Here is a 22,756-nt window from a genome sequence, read left to right as displayed (position 1 = left end):
GCGTCACTTCGCGAAGCCGAAGCCGCTCGCGCCCTCCACCTTGGAGCGCAGCCGCTTGCCCTTCTCGGTGGCCTGGTCGTTGAGGTCGTGCTGGAAGTCGCGCATCTTCTGCAGCAGCTCCTCGTCGTGCGCGGCGAGCATGCGGGCCGCGAGCAGGCCGGCGTTGCGGGCACCGGCGACGGAGACCGTGGCGACCGGGACGCCGGCCGGCATCTGCACGATCGACAGCAGGGAGTCCATGCCGTCCAGGTACTTCAGCGGGACCGGGACGCCGATGACCGGCAGCGGGGTCACGGAGGCGAGCATGCCCGGCAGGTGGGCGGCGCCACCCGCACCGGCGATGATCACCTTCAGGCCGCGGTCGGCGGCCTGCTCACCGTACGTGATCATCTCGCGCGGCATGCGGTGCGCGGAGACGACGTCGACCTCGTAGGCGATCTCGAACTCGTCGAGGGCCTTGGCGGCGGCCTCCATGACGGGCCAGTCGGAGTCCGACCCCATGACAATGCCTACGACCGGGCTCATTCGGTGATCGTCCCTCTCAGGTAGCCGGCTGCGTGACGGGCGCGCTCCAGCACGTCGTCCAGGTCGTCGCCGTAGGTGTTGACGTGGCCGACCTTGCGGCCGGGTTTCACGTCCTTGCCGTACATGTGGATCTTGAGCTTGGGGTCGCGGGCCATGCAGTGCAAGTACGCGGAGTACATGTCCGGGTAGTCGCCGCCCAGGACGTTGACCATGACCGTCCACCTGGCGCGCGGACGCGGGTCGCCGAGCGGCAGGTCGAGGACCGCGCGGACATGGTTGGCGAACTGGGAGGTGATCGCGCCGTCCATGCTCCAGTGGCCGGAGTTGTGCGGGCGCATCGCCAGCTCGTTGACGAGGATGCGGCCGTCGCGGGTCTGGAACAGCTCGACCGCGAGGTGCCCGACGACGCCGAGTTCCTTGGCGATGTTGAGGGCCATCTCCTCGGCCCTGAGGGCGAGGTCCTCGGCCAGGTCGGGGGCGGGGGCTATGACGGTGTCGCAGACACCGCCCACCTGCTGCGATTCCACCACCGGGTAGGCGACGGCCTGGCCGTGCGGGGAGCGCACGACGTTGGCGGCCAGCTCGCGGACGTAGTCGACCTTCTCCTCGGCGAGGACCGGCACACCCGCCTTGAACGGGTCGGCGGCCTCCTCGACGGATCCGACGACCCACACGCCCTTGCCGTCGTAGCCGCCGCGGACGGTCTTGAGGACGACCGGGAAGCCGTCGCCCCCGGCGCCTTCGGGGAGACCCTCGCGCGCGAAGGCGGCCACGTCCTGCGGGTCGCTCACGATCCGGTGCCGTGGGCACGGGATGCCGATCGCGTCGAGCCTGGCGCGCATCACCCCCTTGTCCTGGGCGTGCACCAGCGCGTCGGGCCCGGGGCGCACGGGGATGCCGTCCGCCTCCAGGGCCCTGAGGTGCTCGGTGGGTACATGTTCGTGATCGAAGGTGATCACATCGCAACCGCGCGCGAACTCACGCAGCGTGTCCAGATCGCGATAGTCGCCGATGACGACATCGCTCACGACCTGCGCCGCGGAATCCTGAGGGGTGTCACTGAGGAGCTTGAACCTGATGCCCAACGGGATGCCCGCTTCGTGCGTCATACGCGCGAGCTGCCCCCCGCCGACCATGCCGACTACCGGGAACGTCACACCCCTAGCGTATCGGCCACGGCGGGGAGGGCCGGATCGCATCCCTCTCACGGCCTCTTACCCCCTGCTTTCCCGTCTCTTTCCGACCCGTTTCCCTGCGTTGGCCGGGTCCGCGGGCGTCGGCGGCTCGGGCTGGATAGCATGGCGGGGTTGACGAAACCTACCGACGGGAGCTGCACAGCCATGGAACCTCGTTCCTCGAGGCTGCAACGGCTCGTACGCGAGGCGGCCAAGTTCGGCGCCGTCGGCGGCGCCGGCGTCCTTGTCAACCTCGGCGTGTTCAACCTGGTCCGGCACGTCTCCGACCTGCCGGTGGTGCGCGCGAGCGTCATCGCGACCATAGTCGCGATCGCCTTCAACTACGTCGGCTTCCGTTACTGGACGTACCGGGACCGCGAGAAGGGCGGCCGCACCAAGGAACTCACGCTGTTCCTGCTGTTCAGCGCGGTCGGTCTGGTGATCGAGAACGGCCTGCTGTACCTGGCGACCTACGGCTTCGGCTGGGACAGCCCGCTGCAGAGCAACGTCTTCAAGTTCGTCGGCATCGGCGTCGCGACCCTGTTCCGCTTCTGGTCGTACCGCACCTGGGTGTTCCGGGCCCTGCCGGCCCAGGAGGCCGAGTCGATCCTGGCGGCCGAGGCGCACAAGCCGGCGCCGAAGAAGCCCACACCCAAGCAGCGCGTCCCGTAGGGACATCCTGACGGAAGCGCCGGCCGCCCGGGCCTAGCGGACCGTCGGCCGGCCCTCGTCCGGCTTGCGGGCCGGGGGTGTGCGCGAGAGGAACAGACCGAACACCGGGGGCTGTGCCTGCAGCAGCTCCAGGCGCCCGCCGTCGGCCTCCGCGAGGTCACGGGCGACGGCGAGACCGATCCCCGTGGAGTTCCGCCCGCTGATCGTGCGTTCGAAGATCCGCGCGCCGAGGTCGGCCGGCACGCCGGGACCCTCGTCGGTGATCTCGATCACGGCCTGGTTGCCGGTGACCCGGGTGCGCAGTGCGACGGTCCCGCCACCGTGCATCAGCGAGTTCTCGATCAGTGCGGCCAGCACCTGGGCGACCGCGCCCGGCGTGCCGACGGCCCGCAGGTGCCGCTTGCCCGAGCTGACGATGGCCCGGCCGACGCCGCGGTAGGCGGGCTGCCACTCGGCGAGCTGCTGCTGGATGACCTCGTCCAGGTCGAAGGAGACCGCGGAGCCGGTGCGCGGGTCGCGTGAGTTGGTCAGCAGCCGTTCCACCACGTCCGTCAGCCGCTCGACCTGGGTCAGCGCGATGGTCGCCTCCTCCTTCACCGTGTCCGGGTCGTCGGTGAGGGTGATCTCCTCGAGCCGCATGGACAAGGCGGTCAGCGGGGTACGGAGCTGATGGGAGGCGTCCGCCGCGAGGCGCCGTTCGGCGGTCAGCATGCGCCCGATCCGCTCGGCCGAGGAGTCCAGCACATCGGCGACCCGGTCCAGCTCGGGGACGCCGTAGCGCTTGTGCCGGGGGCGCGGGTCACCGGAGCCGAGGCGTTCGGCGGTCTCGGCGAGGTCGGTCAGCGGGGAGGCGAGCCGGTTGGCCTGCCGTACGGCGAGCAGTACGGCCGCGACCACCGCGAGCAGCGCGACCAGCCCGATGATCAGCAGGGTCCGGCCGACCTCACGGGTCACCGAGGAGCGGGGCTCCTGCACGGTGACCGTCTCCCCCTCCTCGCCGTGCTGGGTGGAGTGGATGACATCACCCTGCGGCTTGGTACCGATCTCGATCGGCGCCTTGCCGGGCATGCGGATCAGGACGTACTGGTCCTTGCCGACCGGGTTGCGCAGCACCTTCGCGTTGACGTTCTCCGCGGCGAGGACCCGGCTGTCCACGATGCTGGCCAGCCGCACGGCTTCGGACTCCACCCGCTCCTGGGCGCTGTTGCTGATCGTCCGTGTCTCTACGATCACCAGGGAGACGCCGAAGACCGCGATCACCACCAGCACGACGGCAAGGGTGGACTGGATGAGACGGCGACGCACAGTGTCCTCCGGGGGTTTGTTTCAGGACACCAGTGTGGCAACACCCCCCAAACACCCCCAGGGGGCGGGGACCTAGCTCTTCTCGAACCGGAAGCCGACCCCGCGCACCGTGGCGATGTAGCGGGGGTTCGCCGCGTCGTCGCCCAGCTTCTTGCGCAGCCAGGAGATGTGCATGTCGAGGGTCTTGGTCGACGACCACCACGTGGTGTCCCAGACCTCGCGCATCAGCTGGTCCCGTGTCACGACCCGGCCGGCGTCCCGCACGAGGACCCTCAGCAGATCGAACTCCTTCGCCGTGAGCTGCAGTTCCTCGTCGCCCATCCACGCCCGGTGCGACTCGACGTCGATCCGCACGCCGTGCGTGGCAGGGGGCTGCTGCGGCTCGGCGGCGCCGCGCCGGAGCAGGGCCCGCACCCGGGCGAGCAGTTCGGCGAGCCGGAAGGGCTTGGTGACGTAGTCGTCGGCACCGGCGTCGAGGCCGACGACGGTGTCCACCTCGTCGGCCCGCGCGGTCAGGATGAGGATCGGCACGGTGTGGCCGTCGGCGCGCAGCCGGCGGGCGACCTCCAGGCCGTCCATGCCGGGCAGGCCCAGGTCCAGCACGACCAGGTCGACGCCGCCCTGCATTCCGGCGTCGAGCGCGGCCGGTCCGTCCTCGCGCACCTCGACCTCGTAACCTTCCCGGCGCAGGGCGCGGGCCAGCGGTTCCGAGATGGACGCGTCGTCCTCGGCGAGCAGTACACGGGTCATGAGGTGATGGTAGACCGCCCGCGTGTGCTGCTGAGGTGTGATCGGTTCCAGGGATTCTTACCTTCGCCGCTCGCTGGTACGAACCATTGACCTGGGGATGCGATCGTAGGAAAGACCTTAGAAACGGGTCTTGCGGTTCCCCCGACACCTGTGATCCGCGTCTCAAGTCCTTCCATATCCGGCACTGTCCTGTCGTATGGTGACCTGAACGCCTGTAGCACACCGGGGACCTTTGGCGGGCATTCGACGCTGAAGGTCTTATTTGCGTGCGGGCTGGTCCAGACCAGCCTTGAAAGGAATGACCTCTGGCCGGGCTCCGGACGCAGCGACGCGTCGTGGGGCGTGGATCCCGGTGGTCGCCGTCCGCCACTCCGCGATCCGGAGCGGCCTCCTCCTGGGCGTGGGGGTGGACGGCCGACCCTGCCGGTGCCGGCCGACACCCCCACCGGGCGCGCAACGCTCCACCGCGCGTCCCGATCAGCAAGGAACGACCATGGCGTCCAGCCTGACGAAGGACTCGGTCCGCCCGGGCACCCCCGGTTCCGAGAAGACCTTCTTCGGCCACCCCCGCGGACTGGCCACTCTCTTCATGACCGAGATGTGGGAGCGCTTCAGCTTCTACGGCATGAGGGCCCTGCTCGTCGTGTACCTGCTCTCCGGCGGCCCCGACGCCAAGAAGGGCAGCATGGGCGGCGGTCTGGGCATGGACCTGGCCACCACCACGGCGATCTACTCGGTGTACCTGTCGATGGTGTACCTGCTCGCCATGCCCGGCGGCTGGCTGGGCGACCGCGTCTGGGGCCCCCGCAAGACCGTCGCCATCGCGGCCCTCACGATCATGGCCGGTCACGTGGTGCTGGCGCTGCCCGGCGGGCAGGCGCCCTTCTTCGCCGGTCTGGCACTGGTGGCGCTCGGCTCCGGTCTGCTGAAGGCCAACATCTCCACCATGGTCGGCCACCTGTACGACGGTCCGGACGACCCGCGCCGTGACGGTGGCTTCACGATCTTCTACATGGGCATCAACATGGGTGCCTTCTTCGCGCCGCTGATCATCGGCACGGTCGGCCAGGAGGTCAACTGGCACCTCGGCTTCGGCCTCGCCGCGGTCGGCATGGCCATCGGTCTCGCCGCGTTCCTGCTCGGCACCCGCAACCTGAGCCCGCGGAGCAACGTCGTCCCGAAGCCGCTGGCGGCCGAGGAGCGTGCCGTCTGGCTGCGCAAGGGACTGACCTGGCTGGCCGTCGCCGCCGTCTTCTACGGCATCGTCGGTTTCACCGGCCACTTCACCCTGAACTGGGCGATGATCCCGCTGACCGTGATCGGTCTGGTCATCCCGGCCGGTGTGCTGCTGCGCATCAAGCGTGACAAGGACCTGTCGTCCGTCGAGCAGTCCAAGATGACGGGCTACATCTGGTTCTTCGTGGCCGCCGCCGCCTTCTGGATGATCTACGACCAGGGTGGCTCCACCGTCCAGGCGTTCGGTGAGAACAAGGCCGCCGATTCGCTGTTCGGCCTCGGCTTCCCGTCCTCGTGGTACCAGTCGCTGAACCCGGTGTTCATCATGGCGCTGGCTCCGGTCTTCGCCTGGTTCTGGCTGTGGCTGAGCCGCAAGGGCAAGGAGCCGAGCACGGTCGCGAAGTTCGCCGCCGCCCTGTTCTTCATCGGCGTCTCGTTCTTCTTCTTCCTGCTGCCGCTGGGCATGGCGTCCGACGGCACGAAGGTCAGCCCGATGTGGCTGGTCGGCATCTACCTGATCCAGACCGTCGGCGAGCTGTGCCTGTCGCCGGTCGGCCTGTCGGTGACCACCAAGACGGCCCCGGCCAAGTACGCCAGCCAGATGATGGGTGTCTGGTTCCTCGCGGTCACCGCGGGTGACTCGATCACCAGCCTGCTGTCCAACCCGGCCGTGGCGGGCGTCGACCTCAGCGGGTCCGGCGCGGTCCTGGTGGAGGCGGTCCTCGCCGCCGTCGCCGGTGTCGCGGTCTACATGTACCGCCGCAACGTGAAGTCCCTGATGGGCGACGTGCACTGACCTGATCCCAGGTTCCGGGAGGGCCACCGCATCATGGGATGCGGTGGTCCTCTTCGCGCGCGTACGGAGCTACCGGGTCCGGCGCCCCGGCAGGAACGTGAACACCGCGCCGCCCAGCAGGATGGCGGTGCCCGCGACCAGGCCCAGGGCCTTGAGCCCGCCGTGGTCGCTCGCGCCGGTCTCGGCGAGGCCGCCGGAACCGCTGCCGCCGCTGTCGCTGCCGCCGCCGCTGCCTCCGGACGAGGACGATCCGCCGGAGGCCGAGGTGCCGCCCGCGGCTCCGCCCGGCTGCTGGGTGGTGTCGAGGGTGAGCGAGACCTCGGTCCTCGTCGGCGTGCAGGTCGTCGTCGTACCGAGCGCCCTGACCGTCAGGACGCCCGGGGACAGGGTCGAGGTGCCGCTCGCGCCGGGCTTGTAGGTGCCGGTGAGATCGGGGATCTCGATCGGGTCGCCGGACTTGATGGGAGCCGCGTTCGTCGGGCCCTCCACCTGCACCGTGCCTTTGTCGGCGCCGCCCAGCACCACCTCCATGGACGGTTTCACGGAGTCCTTGGGGATCTCGGCGGGACTGTTCATGACCGACTTCTCGAACCGCACGGTGAGGTCGTAGCCGCCGCCGGCCTTCTTGGCGTCGATCCGCACCGGTGAGGTCGCGTTCCTGTCGCCGATCGGGGTCTTGCAGGCGTACGGGATCCGCACCTCCTTGCCGGTGAAGTCGGTCTGGCCGGTGCCGCCGGTCGCCGTGGCGGTGGCGGTGGCGGTGGCTGTCGGGGTGGTCGACCCGGTCGGTGTCGTCGACCGGGTCGGTGTCGCACTGGACGTACCGCCGCTGCCCGCCGTCACCTGGATCGTGGCCGCCTTCCGCACGGCCTCCTTCGGCGCGCACTTGGTGTCGGTGGACATCGCGTTGACGGTGTACGCGTCAGGCGTCAGCGTCACCTCGCCGGCCGCGGTCAGCTTCAGGGTGCCCTTCATGTCGGAGAGCACCATGTCGCCGCCCTTGGGGATCGCGGGGTTCTGCCGCGGCCCCCGCATCGCGATGTCGGCTGTCTGCGCGCCGGCCGCCTTGAGGACGCCGGACGGCTGGACCGAGTTCGCGGGCAGATCGATGATGTCGGGATTCCTGGAAGCGGCCTGGACGAACTTCCACACGATGTCCACCGTGTCGCCGACCTTCGCCGTGGCGGGCGCGGTGATCTCGGCCTTCGTGGTGCCGTCGACGGGATCGATGCCCGCGGGCGGCACGCAGTGGGTGGCGAACGACACCTGCGCCGCCTGGGCGGGCACCGCGGCCAGGCCCAGCAGGACGCCCGCACCGCTCAGCACCAGCGCGGCGCCGGCCGCGGTCAGCCGGTGCGCGCCGGCCGGTACGCCTCTCCTTCGCATGCTCACGTGGGTCCTTTCGGGGTGGGAGTCGTGGGACTCGTCGGGCTGTCGTCGTGCGGTGCGGAGAGCCGGCCGGCCGGGCCGCCCGGAGCGGTGTCCGGGCCGAACCACGGCAGGATCGGCGTCGTGGGGGACGGGGGCTCCTGGGTCCGGGAGCGCGGTGGGCGCAGTGCGGGCCGGGGCAGGCGCGGACGGCCCCCACCGTCCGGACGGGGCCGGGACAGGCGCGGACGGCTCCCACCGTCCGGACGGGACCGGCGCGGGCGCCGACGGTTCACACCGCCCGGACGGCGCGGCCGCACCCGGTCCACCACGGCCATGCCGACGCGGAACAGGGCGGCCGGCACGACCAGGCAGAGCAGCAGCCAGAACAGCGTCACGCCCCACGGGCGGCCCACGCGCCACGGCTGCTCGGCGAGGACCCGGCCGTGGTACCTCAGGGACACGGTGTACTCGCCGTGCGCCCCGGCCGACAGCTCGACCGGCAGTTGGATCCGCGCCTTCTTCCCCGGCGCGAGGGTGCCGTGCCACCGCCGGTCGTCCCACTGCGGGGCGAAGACGCCGTGCGCGGTGCCGACCTGGAAGACCGGGTCCTCGACCGGGCTGGTGCCGGTGTTGCCGACCGTCAGGACGAGGGTCCGGCCGGGTGGGGCGCCGAACCAGGTGAGCAGCCCGCTGGAGCCGGTCAGCCGGATGTCGGACAGCACCGCCAGCCGGCTGCCGGAGCGCTCGGCGGGCAGTGGGGCGACGGGATGCCCGGCGACCTGGAGGACGGCGTCCGTCTCGGCCCCGGCGCCGGTGACGGTGGCCACGTGCACCACGCAGGGGCAGGGCACGGGCGGTTCGGCGACCGGGAGGGCGCGACTGAAGGCACCCCGGGCGTCGGTCGTCACGGCCCGGCCGTCGCCGTTGGCGCAGGAGTTGGTGCCGCCGATGACACCCCGGGCCGGCGTGGCCCGTCCGCAGACCAGCATCATCAGCAGGGTGTGCGGCCGCCATCCGGTGCCGCTGACGGTGACCGAACCGCCGGTGCCGGCCTGCGTCGCGGACAACCGCACGGCCGGCCCGTCCGCCGCGGCCGCCGGGCCCGCGAGGGTGAGCAGGAGCAACGCGAGCACCGCCGCCCACGCGGGCAACCGCAGAATCCGTACGGTGCCGCTCACTTCACCGCCCCTCCCGTCGACTCGCGCCTCGGGCGGCAGGGGGGCTCGCCGGCAGCAGCCCCGCTGCCGCCGTCCGCCGGGCCGCCATCGGCCCCCGGACCACCGTCGACCGCGGGCCGCCGTACGCCGTACGGCTCCCCCGCCGTCGTACGGCGAGCACCGTGACCGCCCCCGCGCCCACCGCGCCGGCCGCGCCCGCCGGGCCGCCCCATGGCACGAACCGCGCGGACACGGTCGCCGTGTCGTGTGCTCCGCCCGGCGCCGTGACCGTCAGCCGTACGTCGACCGCGTCCAGCGCCGGCCGGTCCCGCCAGGGCTCGGTGAGCGCCAGGCGGGCGCCCGGGCGCAGATGGAGGGGGAGGACGCGCGGCGGGCGGTCCAGGACCCGGCCGAGGACACCGTCCGCGCGCACCGCGAGCCTCGGCACGAGGACGGTGGTACCGCGGTTGACCAGCTCGTAGGTGAGCCGGTCGGCGTGTACGGACAGGTGCTCGACGGTCAGCGCGGCGAGCGCCGGGCCGGTGACGCGCAGCCGCAGCCGCACGGTCGACGTCCGGCCGTCGGCATCGCGCGCGACGATGGCGCCGGAACGGCCGCCGGGCTCGGCCCCGTCCGGGACGGTCACCGTGAACGGCACGTCGGCGCGCGTGCGGGCGGGGACGCGCAGGCCCTTGTCGGCGAAGGTGATCCGGACGCCGGTGCCGGACAGCCGTACGACGACCGGCGTCCGCCCGGGGTTGGTGACGGACACCGTGTCCTGCAGGACCGCTCCGGGCGGACCCTCGGCGTAGAGGGACGGGCGGCCACCGCCCGAGGGCGCGACGGACCAGCCTCCGGCGACGACGGCCCGGGGCGCCGCACTCAACAGGGCGACCAGAGCGACCAGGCACACGGATGCGGGCACGGCGGCGACCGCGGGCAGGCGCCGTCGGCGGCGCGGCACAGGGGCGGCGAACGGCATGGGCGGCTCCAACGGTCGTGGGCCGGGGCGGGCTTGGCAGCTTGGGGCGTGGGCCTGGGCGGGGCGTGGACCGGAGGCGGTCGTAGGGCGGAGCGGTCGGAGGCCGGAGGCAGTCGGAGGGGGTCGGAGGCCGGAGGAGGTCGGAGGCCGGAGGAGGTCGGAGGCCGGAGGCAGTCGGAGGGGGTCGGAGGCCGGAGGCGGTCGGAGGCCGGAGGCGGTCGGAGGCCGGAGGCGGTCGAAGGCTGGAGGCGGTCGGAGGCCGGAGCGGCCGGAGGCGGTCGGAGGCCGGAGCGGCCGGAGGCGGTCGGAGGCCGGAGGCGGTGTACGGGAGACGGTCGTAGGGCCGGGGCGGTCGTGCGCCTGGGGCGGTCGTATGGGAGGGCGGCCCGGCCCGGGGCGGTCGTGGGACGGGGATTCAGTGGCGTGCGGCCTGGCCGCGCCGGGTCAGCCACAGTGCGCCCGCCGCGCCGGTCAGCAGGACCGTGCCGCCGAGCGTGCCGAGGGCGACAGCCGAGTCCTCGGGGCCGGTCTGCGGAAGCTGCCCGCCGGAGGACGAGCCGCCCGAGGACGACGAGGCGGCACCACTGGAGGACGAGCCACCGGCCGCCGTCACGTCCAGGGTCAGGGACGGCCTGGGGCTGTTGGTCGGCGTGCAGGTCGTCGTCGTGCCGAGCGCCTTGATGGTGAGCGTGGCCGCCGTGAAGGTGACCTTGCCGGTCTTCTTCGGCGTGTAGGTGCCGCTCAAGTCACTGATCTTTATGGGGGTGTCGGCCGGGATGGCGGCCGCGTTGGCGGGCCCGCCGACCGCGAGCGTGCCGCTGTCGGCGCCGCCCAGTTCGATGGTGGCGCTCGGGGTCATCGCCCCCTTGCCCAGTTCGACCGGGCTGGCGGAGACGCCCTTCTGCCAGGACATGGTGATCTTGTAACCGCGGCCGCTCCCGACGCCCTTGATGTCGATGGGCGAGACGGCACTCTTGACGCCGATCGGCGTCCGGCAGCGGTAGTTGACGTCGACGACGTCGGCTTGCGCGGGCGGTGCGGTCAGCAGCACGACCGAGCCGGCCAGGGCCGCGGCGGACGCGAGCGCGGCGGTTCGCTTCGGGTACGACACGATCGGTCCACCCCATTCGGTCACGATTCGTCCATGACGAGGTACCTGACGGCGTATCAGATTCGGCCGTCAAGGTACGCCGGGGGCCGTGAGGAAGGAAGACGCGTCACACGCCGGAGTTGTGGCGATCCGGAGGTGCGGGCGGGCGGACGGGCCCGGGTGGCGATCCAGGAACCGAGCCACACCCGAGCCCTCGGGCCGGCTTTCCCTCGGGGCCTCGCCTCGGTCAGCGCGCCGCCACCACGGCAGGGAGTGCCGCACCTGGCCGAAAAGGGAATCGCCACCGCACCTTGGGCCCGGACTCGTGTCCGGAGTCGCACACCGCGCGACTACGCGGGAGCGCCCAACTCCGCCCACACCGTCTTGCCCGGACGGCCGGCGGCGCGGACGACGCCCCAGTCCAGGCACAACCGCTGCACGATGAACATGCCGTGGCCGCCGGGGCGGCCGGCGCGGTGCGGGGTACGCGGGGTCGGCTGCCCGCTGCCGCGGTCGGAGACCTCCACCCGGATCACCTTGTTGTCACAGGCGAGGACGAGTTCGTCGGGGCCCTCGGCGTGCAGGCAGGCGTTGGTGACCAGTTCGGACACGACGAGCAGGACGTCCTCGGCGGCGGCCCGCTGGTCGGCGGAGGCGGCGGGCAGCCAGTCCCACGCGTACAACGCCTGGCGGGTGAAGTCGCGGGCGAGCGGGACGACCCCGCTCTCACCTTCCAGCCCGAGGCGGCGGACCTGCCGGCCGCGCGCCCCTGGAGTGCCTCCGGACGGCCCGGACGGTCCGGACGGCGCGGCTGCCCCCGTGGCTGCGCCGACGGCCGGCGCCTCCCCCTCGGACGCCCCGGAAGCGCCGCTGGGCTCCGGGCCGCGGTCGCCCGGCGAGTAAGGCCGGGTGGTGCTCATCAGCGCTTCACCTCACCGATTCACCAGTTCACGATTCATAAGCCCGGCACCGTTCGGTGCCGGCCGCTCCGTACGTCGTCCGCCCGCGGTCCGCGTGGGGACATTTGCTCGCCCGCCCGTCGCACACCCGTCCCACCCAGGTCGCCGTCCACGTGGCTCACCGGCACCGGGACGATCCGGCGGGGGCGGTCGACAGGATGGCTCCTGCCTCCTCCTGCCCTCTCCTGCCCGACGGATCCGGCAAAACACCCCCGTGTTCGGCGCGGTGGACGCAGCGCCGAGCGGGGCCGGGGCGCGGGAGGAACACGGGCTCAGTCGGCGCCGTCGGCCAGGGCCGCCTCCACGGAGTCATGGACGGTGAAGACCGCCTCTGCCCCAGTGATCTCGAACACGCGGGCGACCACCGGCAGCATGCCTGCCAGATGTACGCCGCCGCCGGCGGCCTCCGCCTTCAACCGCGCCCCGAGCAGAACGTTCAGGCCCGTGGAGTCACAGAACTCCAGGCGTGAGCAGTCCACCACGAGCCGCGCGAAGCCCTTGGCCAGGAGGTCGTCGAGGGGCTCACGCAAAAGATCGGCGGTGTGGTGGTCGAGTTCACCCGCCGGTGTCACTACGGCGCTGGAGCCCTCTTCCCGCACCTCCACCAGAAGCCGGCCCGACTGTGCGCTGCCGACCGTCCCGTGGTCCATGCCGTCTCTCTCCCGAGGTCGTGGCTGCTGATGCCCTCGAACATTACGCCTTCCATGCGCACTTCGACACCCGAACAACCGCACACAATCGGACATACCGCAACAGAACGCACTTGCGACCCGCTCGGTTCAGCGGGTAGGGCTAGTAAAGACACACATCCCTACACGCCGGCTTCGGAGGCGCCGCACACCGCAGTGCACGCACTGGCTTCGGCAGCCATATGCCGAGAACGATGGAGGACACCCATGTCACCCCGGCTCGACGCATCGCCTACCCCGCTCGCGACGTCGACACCCCCACCGGAACAACTGGATCATCCCATCGATCCCCTCGACCCCTTCGAGGGGCTCCCGGAGATCCCCCCGTACGACCAGATCGGCCCGGTCGACGCGCGGGCCCTGTCCAAGACCCTCTTCGAGCGGCTGGAGTCGCTGGAGGAAGGGACGCACGAGTACTCGTACGTCCGCAACACGCTGGTCGAGCTCAACCTCGCCCTGGTCAAGTTCGCCGCCTCCCGCTTCCGCTCCCGCAGTGAGCCGATGGAGGACATCATCCAGGTCGGCACCATCGGCCTGATCAAGGCGATCGACCGCTTCGAACTCGCCCGCAGTGTGGAGTTCCCCACTTTCGCGATGCCGACCATCATCGGCGAGATCAAGCGTTTCTTCCGTGACACCTCGTGGTCCGTGCGCGTCCCGCGCCGGCTGCAGGAGCTGCGGCTCGACCTCGCCAAGGCCGGGGACGAACTCGCCCAGCGGCTGGACCGCGCCCCCACGGTCACGGAACTCGCCGAGCGGCTCGGCCTGTCGAAGGACGAGGTCGTCGAGGGCATGGCCGCCTCGAACGCCTACACGGCCTCCTCGCTGGACGCCCAGCCCGAGGAGGACGAGACCGAGGGCGCCCTCGCGGACCGCATCGGGTACGAGGACCACGGGCTGGAGGGCATCGAGTACATCGAGTCGCTCAAGCCCCTGATCGCCGAACTCACGTCCCGGGACCGGAAGATCCTTTCCCTGCGGTTCGTGGCGAACATGACCCAGTCGGAGATCGGCGAGGAACTCGGCATCTCCCAGATGCACGTGTCCCGGCTGCTGTCGCGCACGCTGGTGCGGCTGCGCAAGGGACTGACCGTGGAGGAGTGACCCGCGGGTCCGTTCCCGGCCACCGAAGCCTTGGAAGCGGCCCGGCCCTCGCCGCCGGGCCGCTTCGGCGCACCCGCCGTCGCCCACCCCTCCGGCTGGCCGGTACCCAGGCTCCCAACCGTTATGCCGTTACCGCCGGAAACCTCTTTCCACGATCCGCCCCCTCCACCACTATGGGCCCCCGACTGGCTGGTATGCCTGACCGGGGCCGCAAGGGCGCGGCCACGCGCTGTCGCGAGGAGGCTGGACGATGGCTCAGGGGGACGGGGCCGAGGCGGGCGGGGACCGGGAGGACGTGCCGGAGGCACGGTTGACCGAACTGCTGCGCTCCCCCACGCCGACGGCGTACCCCGCGCTGCAGGAGCTGCGCAGACGGCACCACCCGGCGGTCCTGGCCTACGCCCGGCTGTGCGCCGCGAGCGAGTCCGCGGCCCGCCGGCTGGCGGCGGAGGCCTTCACCACGGCGGCCCGGGAGACGGCCCGCGGGGTCGAACCGGCCCTCCCCCTGCGCCACCGGCTCCTGCTGCTCATCGCCCAGTCGGCGGCCGCCTGGGCGCGCGACGAGCGCTCCGCGGGCGTCGACCCGGGCCTGTTGCTGGTGCTGAACACGGCCGGCCTGCCCGACTGCCCGACCCCGCCCCTGCTGCCGGCGTTCCAGTCGCTGCCGTCCCGCACCCAGGGGCTGGTCTGGTACGGCGTCGTTGAGGAGGAACCGCAGGAGCGCACCGCCGCCTTCCTCGGGCTGACCCGCGCGGACGTGGCCTACGGCACCCCGCAGGCCCTCAAGGCCCTGGCCCAGGCCTGCCTCAGACACCGCCTGGCCGCCTCGGACGACCCGCGCTGCGGTGACTTCCGCCGGCTGATCGAGGAGGCGGTACGGCCGGACGGCCCGCGCCGCAGCGCCGACCTGGACACCCACATGGCCCGCTGCCCGCACTGCGCGGCCGCCTTCGAGGACCTGCTTGCCCTGCGGGACGCCCCGCGGCAGACGCTCGCGGAGGGGCTGTTGCCATGGGGCGCGGCGGCGTACCTCCGCGCGGAGGACCCACCGGCGGCCTCGGCCCCGGCTCCCGCACCGGCGAGTCGGCCGCCCCATCGCCGGGTCCTGCTGACCTCGGCGGCCCTGGGCGTGGCCCTGGCCCCGCTCCTGGTGTTCCTGCTCTCCCCGGCGGACCACCCGGGACGGCAGCGGACGGCGGCGACACCCGCGCCTCCCCCGGTGACGGTGACGGCCACGGTCTCCGTCACCCCCTCCGCCCCAGCCTCCCCGTCACCCTCGGCCACCTCCAGGTCCCCCTCCGCCACCCCGACCTCGCGCCGTCCGACCACACCGCCGCCGCGGAGGACACCCAGGCCCACGCCCCCGCCCCCGCCCTCGCCTCCGGGCGCGTCCTACGCCCAGGTGGTGAACCTCGCCACGGGCCGCTGCCTGGACATCCGCGACGGCGACCTGGACCGGGGCAACGACGTCGTCACCGCCCCCTGCTCCTCCTCCCCGACCCAGCGCTGGCGCGTGGACACCTACCTGGGCGTGCTCCGCTCGGCCGCCGACGACGACTTCTGCCTGGACAGCCGGGGCTCGGTCGACCGGGGGGTGGGCATCTGGGACTGCGACTCGGTTTACGGCGGCAACGGGGAGAACCTCCGCTTCACCGTCGACCCCGACGGCACCATCCGCCCGGCGATCGCCATCGAGACGGCGGTGACACCGGACGGCGGCGACGGGGTGGTGCTGGAGTCGCTGAACGGGGGGCCGGCGCAGCGGTGGCGGGCCGGGCGGGCGGCGTAGGCCGCACGGCCGGGCAGGAACTTCCGTGACCGGCCGGGCGAAGACACGGGCGACCGGCTGGGCCAAGACCCCGGCGACCGGCCGGGCCAAGACCCCGGTGACCGGCCGGGCCAAGACCCCGGTGACCGGCTGGTCGAAGACCTCGGTGACCGGACGTCCGGGTCCGGACATGGCCGGGCGCGGCCGGTGGAAATCATTGTCCGGGGCCGTGCCGGGGCAGAAGTCTGATCCCCGTGACCACAACAGATGCTGCGAAGACCGCACCGTCCCCTCTCGTCCGCTCCTTCGGCCAGCTCGCCGGCCTGGACCCCGACCGGCCGGTCGTGACCCTGTTCAGCGGCGGGCTGGACAGCTCCTACCTGCTGCTCCGCCTGCGCCGGATGGGGCTGCGCGAGGTGCACGCCGTCAGCGTGGACATCGGTGAGGACGAGTCCGGGCCGTACAAGCGCAAGGTGGCCGAGGCGCTCGGCGCGCGGCTGCATCTGTTCGACCGGCGCGAGGAGTTCGCCGACCGCTTCGTCGCCCCGGCGATCGCCGCGCAGGCCGAGTACCTCGGCATCCACCCGGTCAGCTCCACGCTCAGCCGCCCGCTCATCGCGGAATCCGCCGTGCGGCTGGCCCGCTCGCTGGGCGCACAGGCCGTCCTGCACACCGCCAACCGCTCGCAGAACACCCTCCGCCGGCTCAACGGGGCGCTGGCGCTGCTGGGTTACGAGGGCGCGTACGGCAGCCCGTACGACCTCGATCCCGTCACCCGCGAGGACAAGCTGATCGCCCTGCGCGCCGCCGGCGTCGACCTGCTCGCCGGACGGATCGTGAGCGGCGACTCCAACCTGTGGTGCCGGGAGTTCGAGTCCGGGATCCTCGACGATCCCGAACGGCACGAGGTGCCGGAGGAGATGTACCGGTGGAGCCGGCCCACCGCCGCGCCGGACGCCACCGAACTGCTCACCGTCACCGTCGAGGACGGCCGGCCGGTCGCGCTGGACGGTGTCCGGCTGCCCCTCACCGAGTTGATCGAGCTGCTCAATCAGCGTGTGGGCGCCTACGGGCTGGGCCGTTACTCGGGTCTGGAGCACCTGGACAACGGCGAGAAGGTCCTGGAGATCCGGGAGATGCCGGCCGCGTGGCTGCTGCTGCGCACCTACCGGCACATCGAGAGCGCGTGCCTGGAAGCGGAACTCGTCCGCGAGAAGCGGCACCTGGAGCAGCTCTGGGTGCGGGAGGCACTGGAAGGCCGGTGGTTCGGCGAACTGCGGCTGGCCACGCAGTCCTTCGTCGACGCCTGCGCGTCCCGGACCAGCGGCAGCGTCACCTGGCGGCTGCGCACGGGAGGCGCTGACACCCGCTCCATCACCGCCGGCCGGCCGCTGTACCTGCGGGACCGGGAGGAGTGGGAGGAGCGGGCGATCGCCGCCGAGTCGGCCCCGTTCGGCGTGCCCGCCACCCCCGAGCTGCTGCCCGCGGCCGCGTGACCGCCGCCCGACCCCACCCGCCCACGAGAATCACGGAGTCGCACATGACCACCGCCCTGGCCCACCCCGCCGCCCTCGACGCCGTCACCGCCCTGTCCGGCCCCGGCGGGCATCTGATGCCCTCGGCCGCGCTGTCCTCGCTGCTCGGCGTCGACGCCGGTGACTGGGCGCGGTTCGCCGCGCACTGGGACGAGCTGACCCTGGACACGTACATGGCCGACGGGGGCACGTACCGCTTCCGCCGTTACGGCCAGTTCGACCTGGATCCGGTCACCGGTGAACCGGCGCTGCTGCCGCACGAGCCGTACCGGCAGGAGACCGACGTCAACCCGCTCAACGGAGGTATCGAGCGGGACTTCGACCCGCTGACGGAGTCGTTCGCCGGTGACCCGCTGCTGCGCTCGGTGCTGGTCGCGCTCGGCCGGATCTTCACCGAGGTGGACGGCACGCGGCGGTGGAACGTGAAGCTGCACCCGTACCGGATCAGCGCCTCCGCCGAGCAGGACGGCCAGCCCGCGCCCGAGGGCCGGCACCGCGACGGGGTCACCTTCATCACCTCGCTGCTGATCGGCCGCAGCAACGTCAGCGGTGGCGAGAGCGGCGTGTACGCCGACTCGGGCGCCCACCTGCTCACGACTACGCTGTCCGAGCCCGGCGACCTGCTGCTGGGTGACGACCGCCGCACCCTGCACTCGGTGACCCCGGTGCACCCGGTGGACCCCGCGCTGCCCGCCCACCGTGACGTCCTGGTGATCGCGTACACGGCGCGCTGAGCGCCTGCCCCCGCCCTTCGCCCCGCCCTTCCGTACGTCCCCAGAGGAGTGCCCATGAGCGTCACCGCGGCCCGCAGCGGCCGGCTGACCGATCTTCCCGTCCTGCTGGTCGCGGTGGTGTGGGGCTCCAGCTATCTGGCCGCCAAGGGCGTCACCACGGAGCGGACCGTGCTGGCCGTGCTGGTGCTGCGGTTCGCCGTGGCGCTGCCGGTGCTGGTCGCCACGGGATGGCGGCGGCTGCGGGCGCTGAGCGCCGTCCAGATACGCGGCGCCGGGCTGCTGGGGCTGATCCTCGCCGGGATCTTCCTGCTGGAGACGTACGGCGTGGTGCACACCTCGGCGACGAACGCGGGGCTGATCATCAGCCTCACCATGGTGTTCACACCGCTGGCGGAGAGCCGGGTGCGCGGCACCCGGCTGCCGGGTGCCTTCCTGGCGGCCGCCGGTCTGTCGGTGCTCGGCGTGGCGCTGCTCACCCAGGGCACCGGGTTCAGCGCCCCGACCGGGGGCGACCTGCTGATGCTGGGGGCCGCCGTCGTTCGTACGGTGCACGTCCTCGCCATGTCCCGTATGGAGTCGGTGCGCGGTGCGGACGCACTGTCGCTGACCACCGTCCAGCTGGGCGGGGCGGTCGTCGTCTTCGCCGTGCTGGCGGCGGTGCCGGGCACCGGTGCCTCGCCCTGGGCGGCGGCGGCCGGCTTCGACGCCGGGGACTGGCTGGGGCTGCTGTACCTGTCCGCGTTCTGCACGCTGTTCGCGTTCTTCGTGCAGATGTGGGCGGTCCGCCGCACCTCCCCCTCCCGGGTGAGCCTGCTGCTCGGCACGGAGCCGGTGTGGGCGGCGGCGGTGGGCATCGCCGTGGGCGGGGACCGGCCGGGGTTGCTGGGCCTGTTCGGTGCGGTGCTGGTGCTGGCCGGTACGGCCTGGGGACGGTCGGTGGCGGACCGGGAACGGGGTGCGGGTGAGCGGAAGGCCGCGGTGGTGGACGGCACGGCCGTCCCTGAGAGCGCGGCGACGTCCTGAGCGGCAGCGGCCCCCTGAGGGGCAGTCCCCCTTCCCGGAGCGGCGGCGCCCCCTGACCCGGCAGCGGGTGCGGGGCCGGCGACTCCGGCGGTACGGCGAATACCTGAAGGTGCTGCGACCGGGTGTGTCGGGAAAGCGGGCGGGGTGACGCGGACCCCGGGCGGCGCCGGCGGTCGTACGCTCCCGGTCAGCCGTCCAGCCAGCCCAGCCGTACGGCGCAGGCGCCGGCCTGGAACCGGCTGGCGGCGCCCAGGCGTTCGGTCAGCTCGGAGACGAGACGGCGGACCGTGCGCTCGGAGACACCGAGCTTGCGGGCCATGGCCTCGTCGGTGAGTCCGCCCGCGAGCATCCGCAGCAGCTCGAGGTGCCGTCCCTCGGGACGCCACGCCCCGTCCGGCCCGGCCGTCGCGTCGCTCAGCACGTTCGCCGCCGCCCAGCAGTGCTCGAAGATCTCCCGGAACACCCCGACCAGCTGCTCGCCCCGAAGGATCACCGCCGTGATCTCGCCCTCGGCCGACGGCGGCGCCGGCACCAGCGCGGTCGAGCTGTCCACGACGATCAGCCGCAGCGGCAGCGTGTGCGCGGTGCGTACCTGCGCCCCGGCCGCGCTCAGCCGGCGCAGGTAGGACGCCATGTGCGGGACGGCCGCCGCGGAGCCCAGGTGGATCGTGCGCACGCGCACGCCGCGCCCGGTCACCGCCAGGTCCCGCTCCAGACCCGCCTCCACCATCTGTGCGGGCAGCGCGCGTCCGGGGTGCAGCGACAGCACCTCCTCCTCCACGCGCCGCGACACGTCCTCCAGGGCCGCCGACACGTTCGCGGCGCCGGTCACGACTTCCATCCGCACCGGGAGCAACTCCCGTGCGTGCACGGGCTGGAAGTCGGCGAGGATCCGCGTCAGTGCGGAACGCGTGCGCTGCACGGAGGTGAGCAACGATGCCGTGTGCTGCTCCTCCTCCACGAGGAGGTTGCGCAGCGCCGTGTCGGGCGACAGCGCCGTCCACCCGTTCCCCGTATCCGGTGCGGGCACGAACAGCCTTAGCCTGGTGAGGAGTTGGAGGGCATCGGCGAACTCCGCGTCGCTCCAGCCACGCCTGCCGATCACGCTCTCGGGGTGCCAGGCCGCGTCCTCGAGTGCGATGCGGTAGAGCTCCTGGGCACGCTCTTTCACATCCATCGGTCCCCCCGATCAGTCGTCCCCCGGTGCGCCCACCCGCGAGCGGGCACCGGGCGGATCTTAGGAACGGCCCTCCTGACCTGGCCAGACAAGGTCCGGCATATGGACGCGGCGGGGCCCGGCCGAGGCGTCCGGGCCTGGCCATGGCCGGTCCCGGAACCCCGGGGCGCGTAGCCGTGGGTGACCGTCCGGGCACATGCTGACGACACACCGCGCAGTGGCGCACCGCACAGCCCGCACACGCCGCACGCCCGATCCCGGAGGTTCCGCCATGCCCGCCCCGTCCGTCACCGCCCCGTCCGCCGTCCCGTCCACCGTCTCCTCCGCGTCCGTCGCGTCCGCCGGACGCCGTGTCCAGCGTGTCGCCGGCGCGGTCGCGCTCACCGCCCTCCTGGCGGTCGGCGCGGCGGTCGCCGGTGCCCCGGTGGGTGGGACGGCACCGAGCGTCGCCTCCCCCGGCGGCGACTCCCTCATCTGGGGCTGACCGCCGTGCCGGGACCGGCCGTCGCCGTCGTCGCTCCGCTCACCGGGCCGCATACGGCCGTGGGCACCGTCCTCCTCGCCGAGGTGAACCGGATCCGTGGCGTCGCCCCGGGGGTGGCCGACTGGCAGGTGCTTCACGAGGCACCCGGCGCCGCGCGTGCCGTGGCCGCCGGGAACTACGCGGCGGTCGTCGGGCACGCCGACCCGTCGATCGCCGACGACGCGCTGGAGATCTACCGGAATGCCGCGCTCCCCTGCCTGCTTCCGCTGCTGCCGGGCCGCGCGCCCGCGGTGAGCTGGGCGCCCGACGACACCCGTCTCGCCCGCACGCTGGCCGACGGCGCGCTCGCGCTCGGCGCCACGGCGATGACGGTGGCGTACGGCGACGACCCCGGCAGCGCCGAACTGGCCGGGCTGCTCACCACGCGGGCACATGCGGCGGGGCTGGCCGTGGAGACACATGGCACGGGGACGGGCGGTGGACCGCCGCGGTCGCCGCTGTTCGCCTCGCCCCTGTTCCCCTCGCCGCTGTTCCCGTCCGCGCCGTCGCCGTCGCCGTCACCGGGCCCGGACCGTGCCCCGGCCGGGGGCGGAGCGGGCGCGGTCCTCGCCCTGCTCGCCCCGCAGCACCGGCTGCCCACCCTCCTGCGCGCCCTCGGCAGTGCGGCCGGAGAGGACGCGAGTCCGTACCGGGCCGTGCTGGTGGTGGCGGACTGCGGGCTGCCGTCCTACGACGCGCTCGTGGAGGCGGCGCGGCGGCTGCCGGTGTGGGCCGTCCATCCGGAGCTGTGCCTGGTCCGCCGTACCCGGGCGGCCGTGGCCTCACTGGCCGCCGCGCTGGCCGAGGACCCCTCGCTGCGGGGCGCGCGGCTCACCGCGCGGGTCGTGTCGCGGTCGGCGCTGCTGCTCGGCGCGGGCGACGGTGTGCTCGGCGAGGGACGACGCGTGTCACGGCTGTCCGCCGTGTGCCCGATCAGGGCCGCGGTCCAGGAGGCCCGGGAGGGCGCCGGGCCCGGACTTGCCTCCCAGACCGTCTGACACCGGCTCAGACGACGCGTACGCCGCCGCGCCACACCCCGCTGACCAGTGGTACGCCCGGACGGTAGGCCAGGTGGACGTGGCTGGGCGCGTCCAGGAGGGTCAGGTCGGCCCGGGCGCCGGGGGTGAGGCGGCCGATGTCCGTGCGGCGCAGGGCCGCCGCGCCGCCCGCCGTGGCCGACCAGACCGCCTCGTCGGGGGTCATCCGCATGTCGCGGACCGCCAGGGCGATGCAGAAGGGCACGGAGGAGGTGAAGGACGAGCCCGGGTTGCAGTCCGTGGACAGGGCGACCGTGACGCCCGCGTCCAGCAGACGGCGCGCGTCCGGCCACTCGGCGCGGGTGGAGAACTCGGCGCCGGGCAGCAGGGTGGCGACCGTGTCGCCGTGGGCCAGCGCGTCGACGTCCGCGTCGGTGAGGTGGGTGCAGTGGTCGGCGCTGGCCGCGTCCAGCTCGACGGCGAGCTGGACGCCGGGGCCGTAGGAGAGCTGGTTGGCGTGGACGCGCGGGTGCAGGCCCTTCGCCTTGCCGGCGGTGAGGATCGCGCGGGCCTGGTCGCCGTCGAAGGCGCCCTTCTCGCAGAACACGTCGATCCAGCGGGCGTGCGGCGCGCAGGCGTCCAGCATCTCGCCGGTGACCAGGGCGACATAGGCCGCCGGGTCGTCGGCGTAGTCGGGGGAGACGATGTGGGCGCCGAGGTACGTCACCTCGTCGGTGTGCCCGGCCGCGATGCGCAGGGCACGGGACTCGTCCTCGACGGTGAGGCCGTAGCCCGACTTGGTCTCGAAGGTGGTGGTGCCCTGGCGGAGCGCCTCCGCCAGGTAGTGGGTGAGGTTCGCCTCCAGTTCCGCGTCGGTCGCGGCGCGCGTGGCCGCGACCGTGGTGCGGATGCCGCCCGCCGTGTAGGAGCGGCCGGACATGCGGGCGTTGAACTCCTGGGTGCGGTCACCGGCGAAGACCAGGTGCGAGTGGGAGTCCACGAAGCCGGGCAGCACCGCCCGGCCGCCCGCGTCGACCCGGTTGTCAGTGGCGGGTGCTTTGCTGGATTCACCGGTCCACGCGATGCGGTCGCCGTCGATGACGACGGCCGCGTCCTGGATCAGACCGAGGGGGGAACCGTCACCCAGGGAGGGGTCGTTGGTGACCAGCGTGGCGATGTTGCTGATGACGGTGCTGCTGCTCATGGTG

Annotated in this window: 21 protein-coding genes; 9 read left to right on the top strand and 12 right to left on the bottom strand. The window is 72.9% G+C overall.

The window, feature by feature from the left end; translation table 11 throughout:
* Nucleotides 1-3: 3 nt before the first annotated feature.
* Nucleotides 4-525, bottom strand: a complete 522-nt coding sequence (purE, locus tag AC07C1_RS12720) for a 5-(carboxyamino)imidazole ribonucleotide mutase (RefSeq protein WP_478938685.1) — start codon at nucleotides 523-525, stop codon at nucleotides 4-6.
* The gene (locus tag AC07C1_RS12715; RefSeq protein ID WP_478938684.1) at nucleotides 522-1,682 is read right to left on the bottom strand and encodes a 5-(carboxyamino)imidazole ribonucleotide synthase; all 1,161 of its coding nucleotides are present in this window, start codon (nucleotides 1,680-1,682) and stop codon (nucleotides 522-524) included. Before AC07C1_RS12715 ends, purE begins: the two co-directional genes overlap by 4 nt.
* A gap of 183 nt (nucleotides 1,683-1,865) precedes the next feature.
* Between AC07C1_RS12715 and AC07C1_RS12710 the strand changes: the two genes are divergently transcribed.
* Nucleotides 1,866-2,372, top strand: a complete 507-nt coding sequence (locus AC07C1_RS12710; RefSeq protein WP_478938683.1) for a GtrA family protein — start codon at nucleotides 1,866-1,868, stop codon at nucleotides 2,370-2,372.
* Nucleotides 2,373-2,405: 33 nt separating this feature from the next.
* Here the strand turns inward: AC07C1_RS12710 and AC07C1_RS12705 are convergent, their stop codons facing one another.
* Both AC07C1_RS12705 and AC07C1_RS12700 read right to left on the bottom strand, forming a co-directional pair.
* Nucleotides 2,406-3,677 (bottom strand): ATP-binding protein, encoded by a 1,272-nt coding sequence (locus AC07C1_RS12705; RefSeq protein WP_478938682.1) that lies wholly within the window; start codon nucleotides 3,675-3,677, stop codon nucleotides 2,406-2,408.
* A gap of 72 nt (nucleotides 3,678-3,749) precedes the next feature.
* Entirely contained in the window at nucleotides 3,750-4,427 is a 678-nt protein-coding gene (locus tag AC07C1_RS12700; RefSeq protein ID WP_030653180.1) for a response regulator transcription factor, read from the bottom strand.
* 493 nt (nucleotides 4,428-4,920) lie between these two features.
* Between AC07C1_RS12700 and AC07C1_RS12695 the strand changes: the two genes are divergently transcribed.
* Nucleotides 4,921-6,459, top strand: a complete 1,539-nt coding sequence (locus AC07C1_RS12695) for a peptide MFS transporter (RefSeq protein ID WP_478938681.1) — start codon at nucleotides 4,921-4,923, stop codon at nucleotides 6,457-6,459.
* 69 nt (nucleotides 6,460-6,528) lie between these two features.
* On the opposite strand, the gene AC07C1_RS12690 is transcribed toward AC07C1_RS12695, so the two are convergent.
* From AC07C1_RS12690 to AC07C1_RS12665, 6 genes are all read right to left on the bottom strand, one after another.
* The gene (locus tag AC07C1_RS12690; RefSeq protein ID WP_478938680.1) at nucleotides 6,529-7,845 is read right to left on the bottom strand and encodes a hypothetical protein; all 1,317 of its coding nucleotides are present in this window, start codon (nucleotides 7,843-7,845) and stop codon (nucleotides 6,529-6,531) included.
* Nucleotides 7,846-7,847: 2 nt separating this feature from the next.
* The gene (locus tag AC07C1_RS12685; RefSeq protein ID WP_478938679.1) at nucleotides 7,848-9,008 is read right to left on the bottom strand and encodes a hypothetical protein; all 1,161 of its coding nucleotides are present in this window, start codon (nucleotides 9,006-9,008) and stop codon (nucleotides 7,848-7,850) included.
* A 1-nt stretch (nucleotide 9,009) separates the two neighbouring features.
* Nucleotides 9,010-9,969 (bottom strand): COG1470 family protein, encoded by a 960-nt coding sequence (locus AC07C1_RS12680; RefSeq protein ID WP_478938678.1) that lies wholly within the window; start codon nucleotides 9,967-9,969, stop codon nucleotides 9,010-9,012.
* Between the two features lie 415 nt (nucleotides 9,970-10,384).
* Nucleotides 10,385-11,080 carry an LPXTG cell wall anchor domain-containing protein gene (locus tag AC07C1_RS12675; RefSeq protein WP_478938677.1) on the bottom strand — a complete coding sequence of 232 codons (696 nt, stop codon included), beginning with the start codon at nucleotides 11,078-11,080 and terminating at the stop codon, nucleotides 10,385-10,387.
* 329 nt (nucleotides 11,081-11,409) lie between these two features.
* Nucleotides 11,410-11,979 carry an ATP-binding protein gene (locus AC07C1_RS12670; RefSeq protein WP_478938676.1) on the bottom strand — a complete coding sequence of 190 codons (570 nt, stop codon included), beginning with the start codon at nucleotides 11,977-11,979 and terminating at the stop codon, nucleotides 11,410-11,412.
* Between the two features lie 311 nt (nucleotides 11,980-12,290).
* Nucleotides 12,291-12,668 (bottom strand): STAS domain-containing protein, encoded by a 378-nt coding sequence (locus AC07C1_RS12665; RefSeq protein WP_356337500.1) that lies wholly within the window; start codon nucleotides 12,666-12,668, stop codon nucleotides 12,291-12,293.
* A 246-nt stretch (nucleotides 12,669-12,914) separates the two neighbouring features.
* Here AC07C1_RS12665 and AC07C1_RS12660 point away from each other — a divergent pair, with 246 nt between their 5' ends.
* From AC07C1_RS12660 to AC07C1_RS12640, 5 genes are all read left to right on the top strand, one after another.
* Entirely contained in the window at nucleotides 12,915-13,811 is an 897-nt protein-coding gene (locus AC07C1_RS12660) for an RNA polymerase sigma factor SigF (RefSeq protein WP_478938675.1), read from the top strand.
* Nucleotides 13,812-14,061: 250 nt separating this feature from the next.
* Nucleotides 14,062-15,600, top strand: coding sequence for a ricin-type beta-trefoil lectin domain protein (locus tag AC07C1_RS12655; protein WP_478938674.1), 1,539 nt, complete (start codon nucleotides 14,062-14,064; stop codon nucleotides 15,598-15,600).
* Nucleotides 15,601-15,833: 233 nt separating this feature from the next.
* Nucleotides 15,834-17,075: an argininosuccinate synthase-related protein gene (locus AC07C1_RS12650; RefSeq protein ID WP_478938673.1), complete on the top strand. Its 1,242-nt coding sequence runs from the start codon at nucleotides 15,834-15,836 to the stop codon at nucleotides 17,073-17,075.
* Nucleotides 17,076-17,119: 44 nt separating this feature from the next.
* A complete protein-coding gene (locus AC07C1_RS12645) occupies nucleotides 17,120-17,848 on the top strand; it encodes a 2OG-Fe dioxygenase family protein (protein ID WP_478938672.1) in 729 nt (242 codons plus the stop codon).
* Between the two features lie 54 nt (nucleotides 17,849-17,902).
* Nucleotides 17,903-18,871 (top strand): DMT family transporter, encoded by a 969-nt coding sequence (locus tag AC07C1_RS12640; RefSeq protein ID WP_478938671.1) that lies wholly within the window; start codon nucleotides 17,903-17,905, stop codon nucleotides 18,869-18,871.
* A gap of 187 nt (nucleotides 18,872-19,058) precedes the next feature.
* Here the strand turns inward: AC07C1_RS12640 and AC07C1_RS12635 are convergent, their stop codons facing one another.
* Nucleotides 19,059-20,048: a helix-turn-helix transcriptional regulator gene (locus AC07C1_RS12635; protein ID WP_478938670.1), complete on the bottom strand. Its 990-nt coding sequence runs from the start codon at nucleotides 20,046-20,048 to the stop codon at nucleotides 19,059-19,061.
* A 271-nt stretch (nucleotides 20,049-20,319) separates the two neighbouring features.
* Between AC07C1_RS12635 and AC07C1_RS12630 the strand changes: the two genes are divergently transcribed.
* Nucleotides 20,320-20,532, top strand: coding sequence for a hypothetical protein (locus AC07C1_RS12630; protein WP_478938669.1), 213 nt, complete (start codon nucleotides 20,320-20,322; stop codon nucleotides 20,530-20,532).
* A 5-nt stretch (nucleotides 20,533-20,537) separates the two neighbouring features.
* Nucleotides 20,538-21,569: a hypothetical protein gene (locus tag AC07C1_RS12625; protein WP_478938668.1), complete on the top strand. Its 1,032-nt coding sequence runs from the start codon at nucleotides 20,538-20,540 to the stop codon at nucleotides 21,567-21,569.
* 7 nt (nucleotides 21,570-21,576) lie between these two features.
* On the opposite strand, the gene hutI is transcribed toward AC07C1_RS12625, so the two are convergent.
* Entirely contained in the window at nucleotides 21,577-22,752 is a 1,176-nt protein-coding gene (gene hutI / locus AC07C1_RS12620; protein WP_478938667.1) for an imidazolonepropionase, read from the bottom strand.
* Nucleotides 22,753-22,756: the final 4 nt, after the last annotated feature.

Source organism: Streptomyces sp. NPDC045022 (assembly GCF_056432605.1).
This window is presented reverse-complemented; position numbering and strand designations above follow the sequence as displayed.

Coding starts and splice junctions, on each gene's coding strand:
- AC07C1_RS12690 (WP_478938680.1), bottom strand. CDS start 7,845: ATGCGAAGGAGAGGCGTACCGGCCGGCGCGCACCGGCTGACCGCGGCC.
- hutI (WP_478938667.1), bottom strand. CDS start 22,752: ATGAGCAGCAGCACCGTCATCAGCAACATCGCCACGCTGGTCACCAAC.
- AC07C1_RS12665 (WP_356337500.1), bottom strand. CDS start 12,668: ATGGACCACGGGACGGTCGGCAGCGCACAGTCGGGCCGGCTTCTGGTG.
- AC07C1_RS12630 (WP_478938669.1), top strand. CDS start 20,320: ATGCCCGCCCCGTCCGTCACCGCCCCGTCCGCCGTCCCGTCCACCGTC.
- AC07C1_RS12660 (WP_478938675.1), top strand. CDS start 12,915: ATGTCACCCCGGCTCGACGCATCGCCTACCCCGCTCGCGACGTCGACA.
- purE (WP_478938685.1), bottom strand. CDS start 525: ATGAGCCCGGTCGTAGGCATTGTCATGGGGTCGGACTCCGACTGGCCC.
- AC07C1_RS12710 (WP_478938683.1), top strand. CDS start 1,866: ATGGAACCTCGTTCCTCGAGGCTGCAACGGCTCGTACGCGAGGCGGCC.
- AC07C1_RS12635 (WP_478938670.1), bottom strand. CDS start 20,048: ATGGATGTGAAAGAGCGTGCCCAGGAGCTCTACCGCATCGCACTCGAG.
- AC07C1_RS12680 (WP_478938678.1), bottom strand. CDS start 9,969: ATGCCGTTCGCCGCCCCTGTGCCGCGCCGCCGACGGCGCCTGCCCGCG.
- AC07C1_RS12655 (WP_478938674.1), top strand. CDS start 14,062: ATGGCTCAGGGGGACGGGGCCGAGGCGGGCGGGGACCGGGAGGACGTG.
- AC07C1_RS12700 (WP_030653180.1), bottom strand. CDS start 4,427: ATGACCCGTGTACTGCTCGCCGAGGACGACGCGTCCATCTCGGAACCG.
- AC07C1_RS12670 (WP_478938676.1), bottom strand. CDS start 11,979: ATGAGCACCACCCGGCCTTACTCGCCGGGCGACCGCGGCCCGGAGCCC.
- AC07C1_RS12640 (WP_478938671.1), top strand. CDS start 17,903: ATGAGCGTCACCGCGGCCCGCAGCGGCCGGCTGACCGATCTTCCCGTC.
- AC07C1_RS12695 (WP_478938681.1), top strand. CDS start 4,921: ATGGCGTCCAGCCTGACGAAGGACTCGGTCCGCCCGGGCACCCCCGGT.
- AC07C1_RS12645 (WP_478938672.1), top strand. CDS start 17,120: ATGACCACCGCCCTGGCCCACCCCGCCGCCCTCGACGCCGTCACCGCC.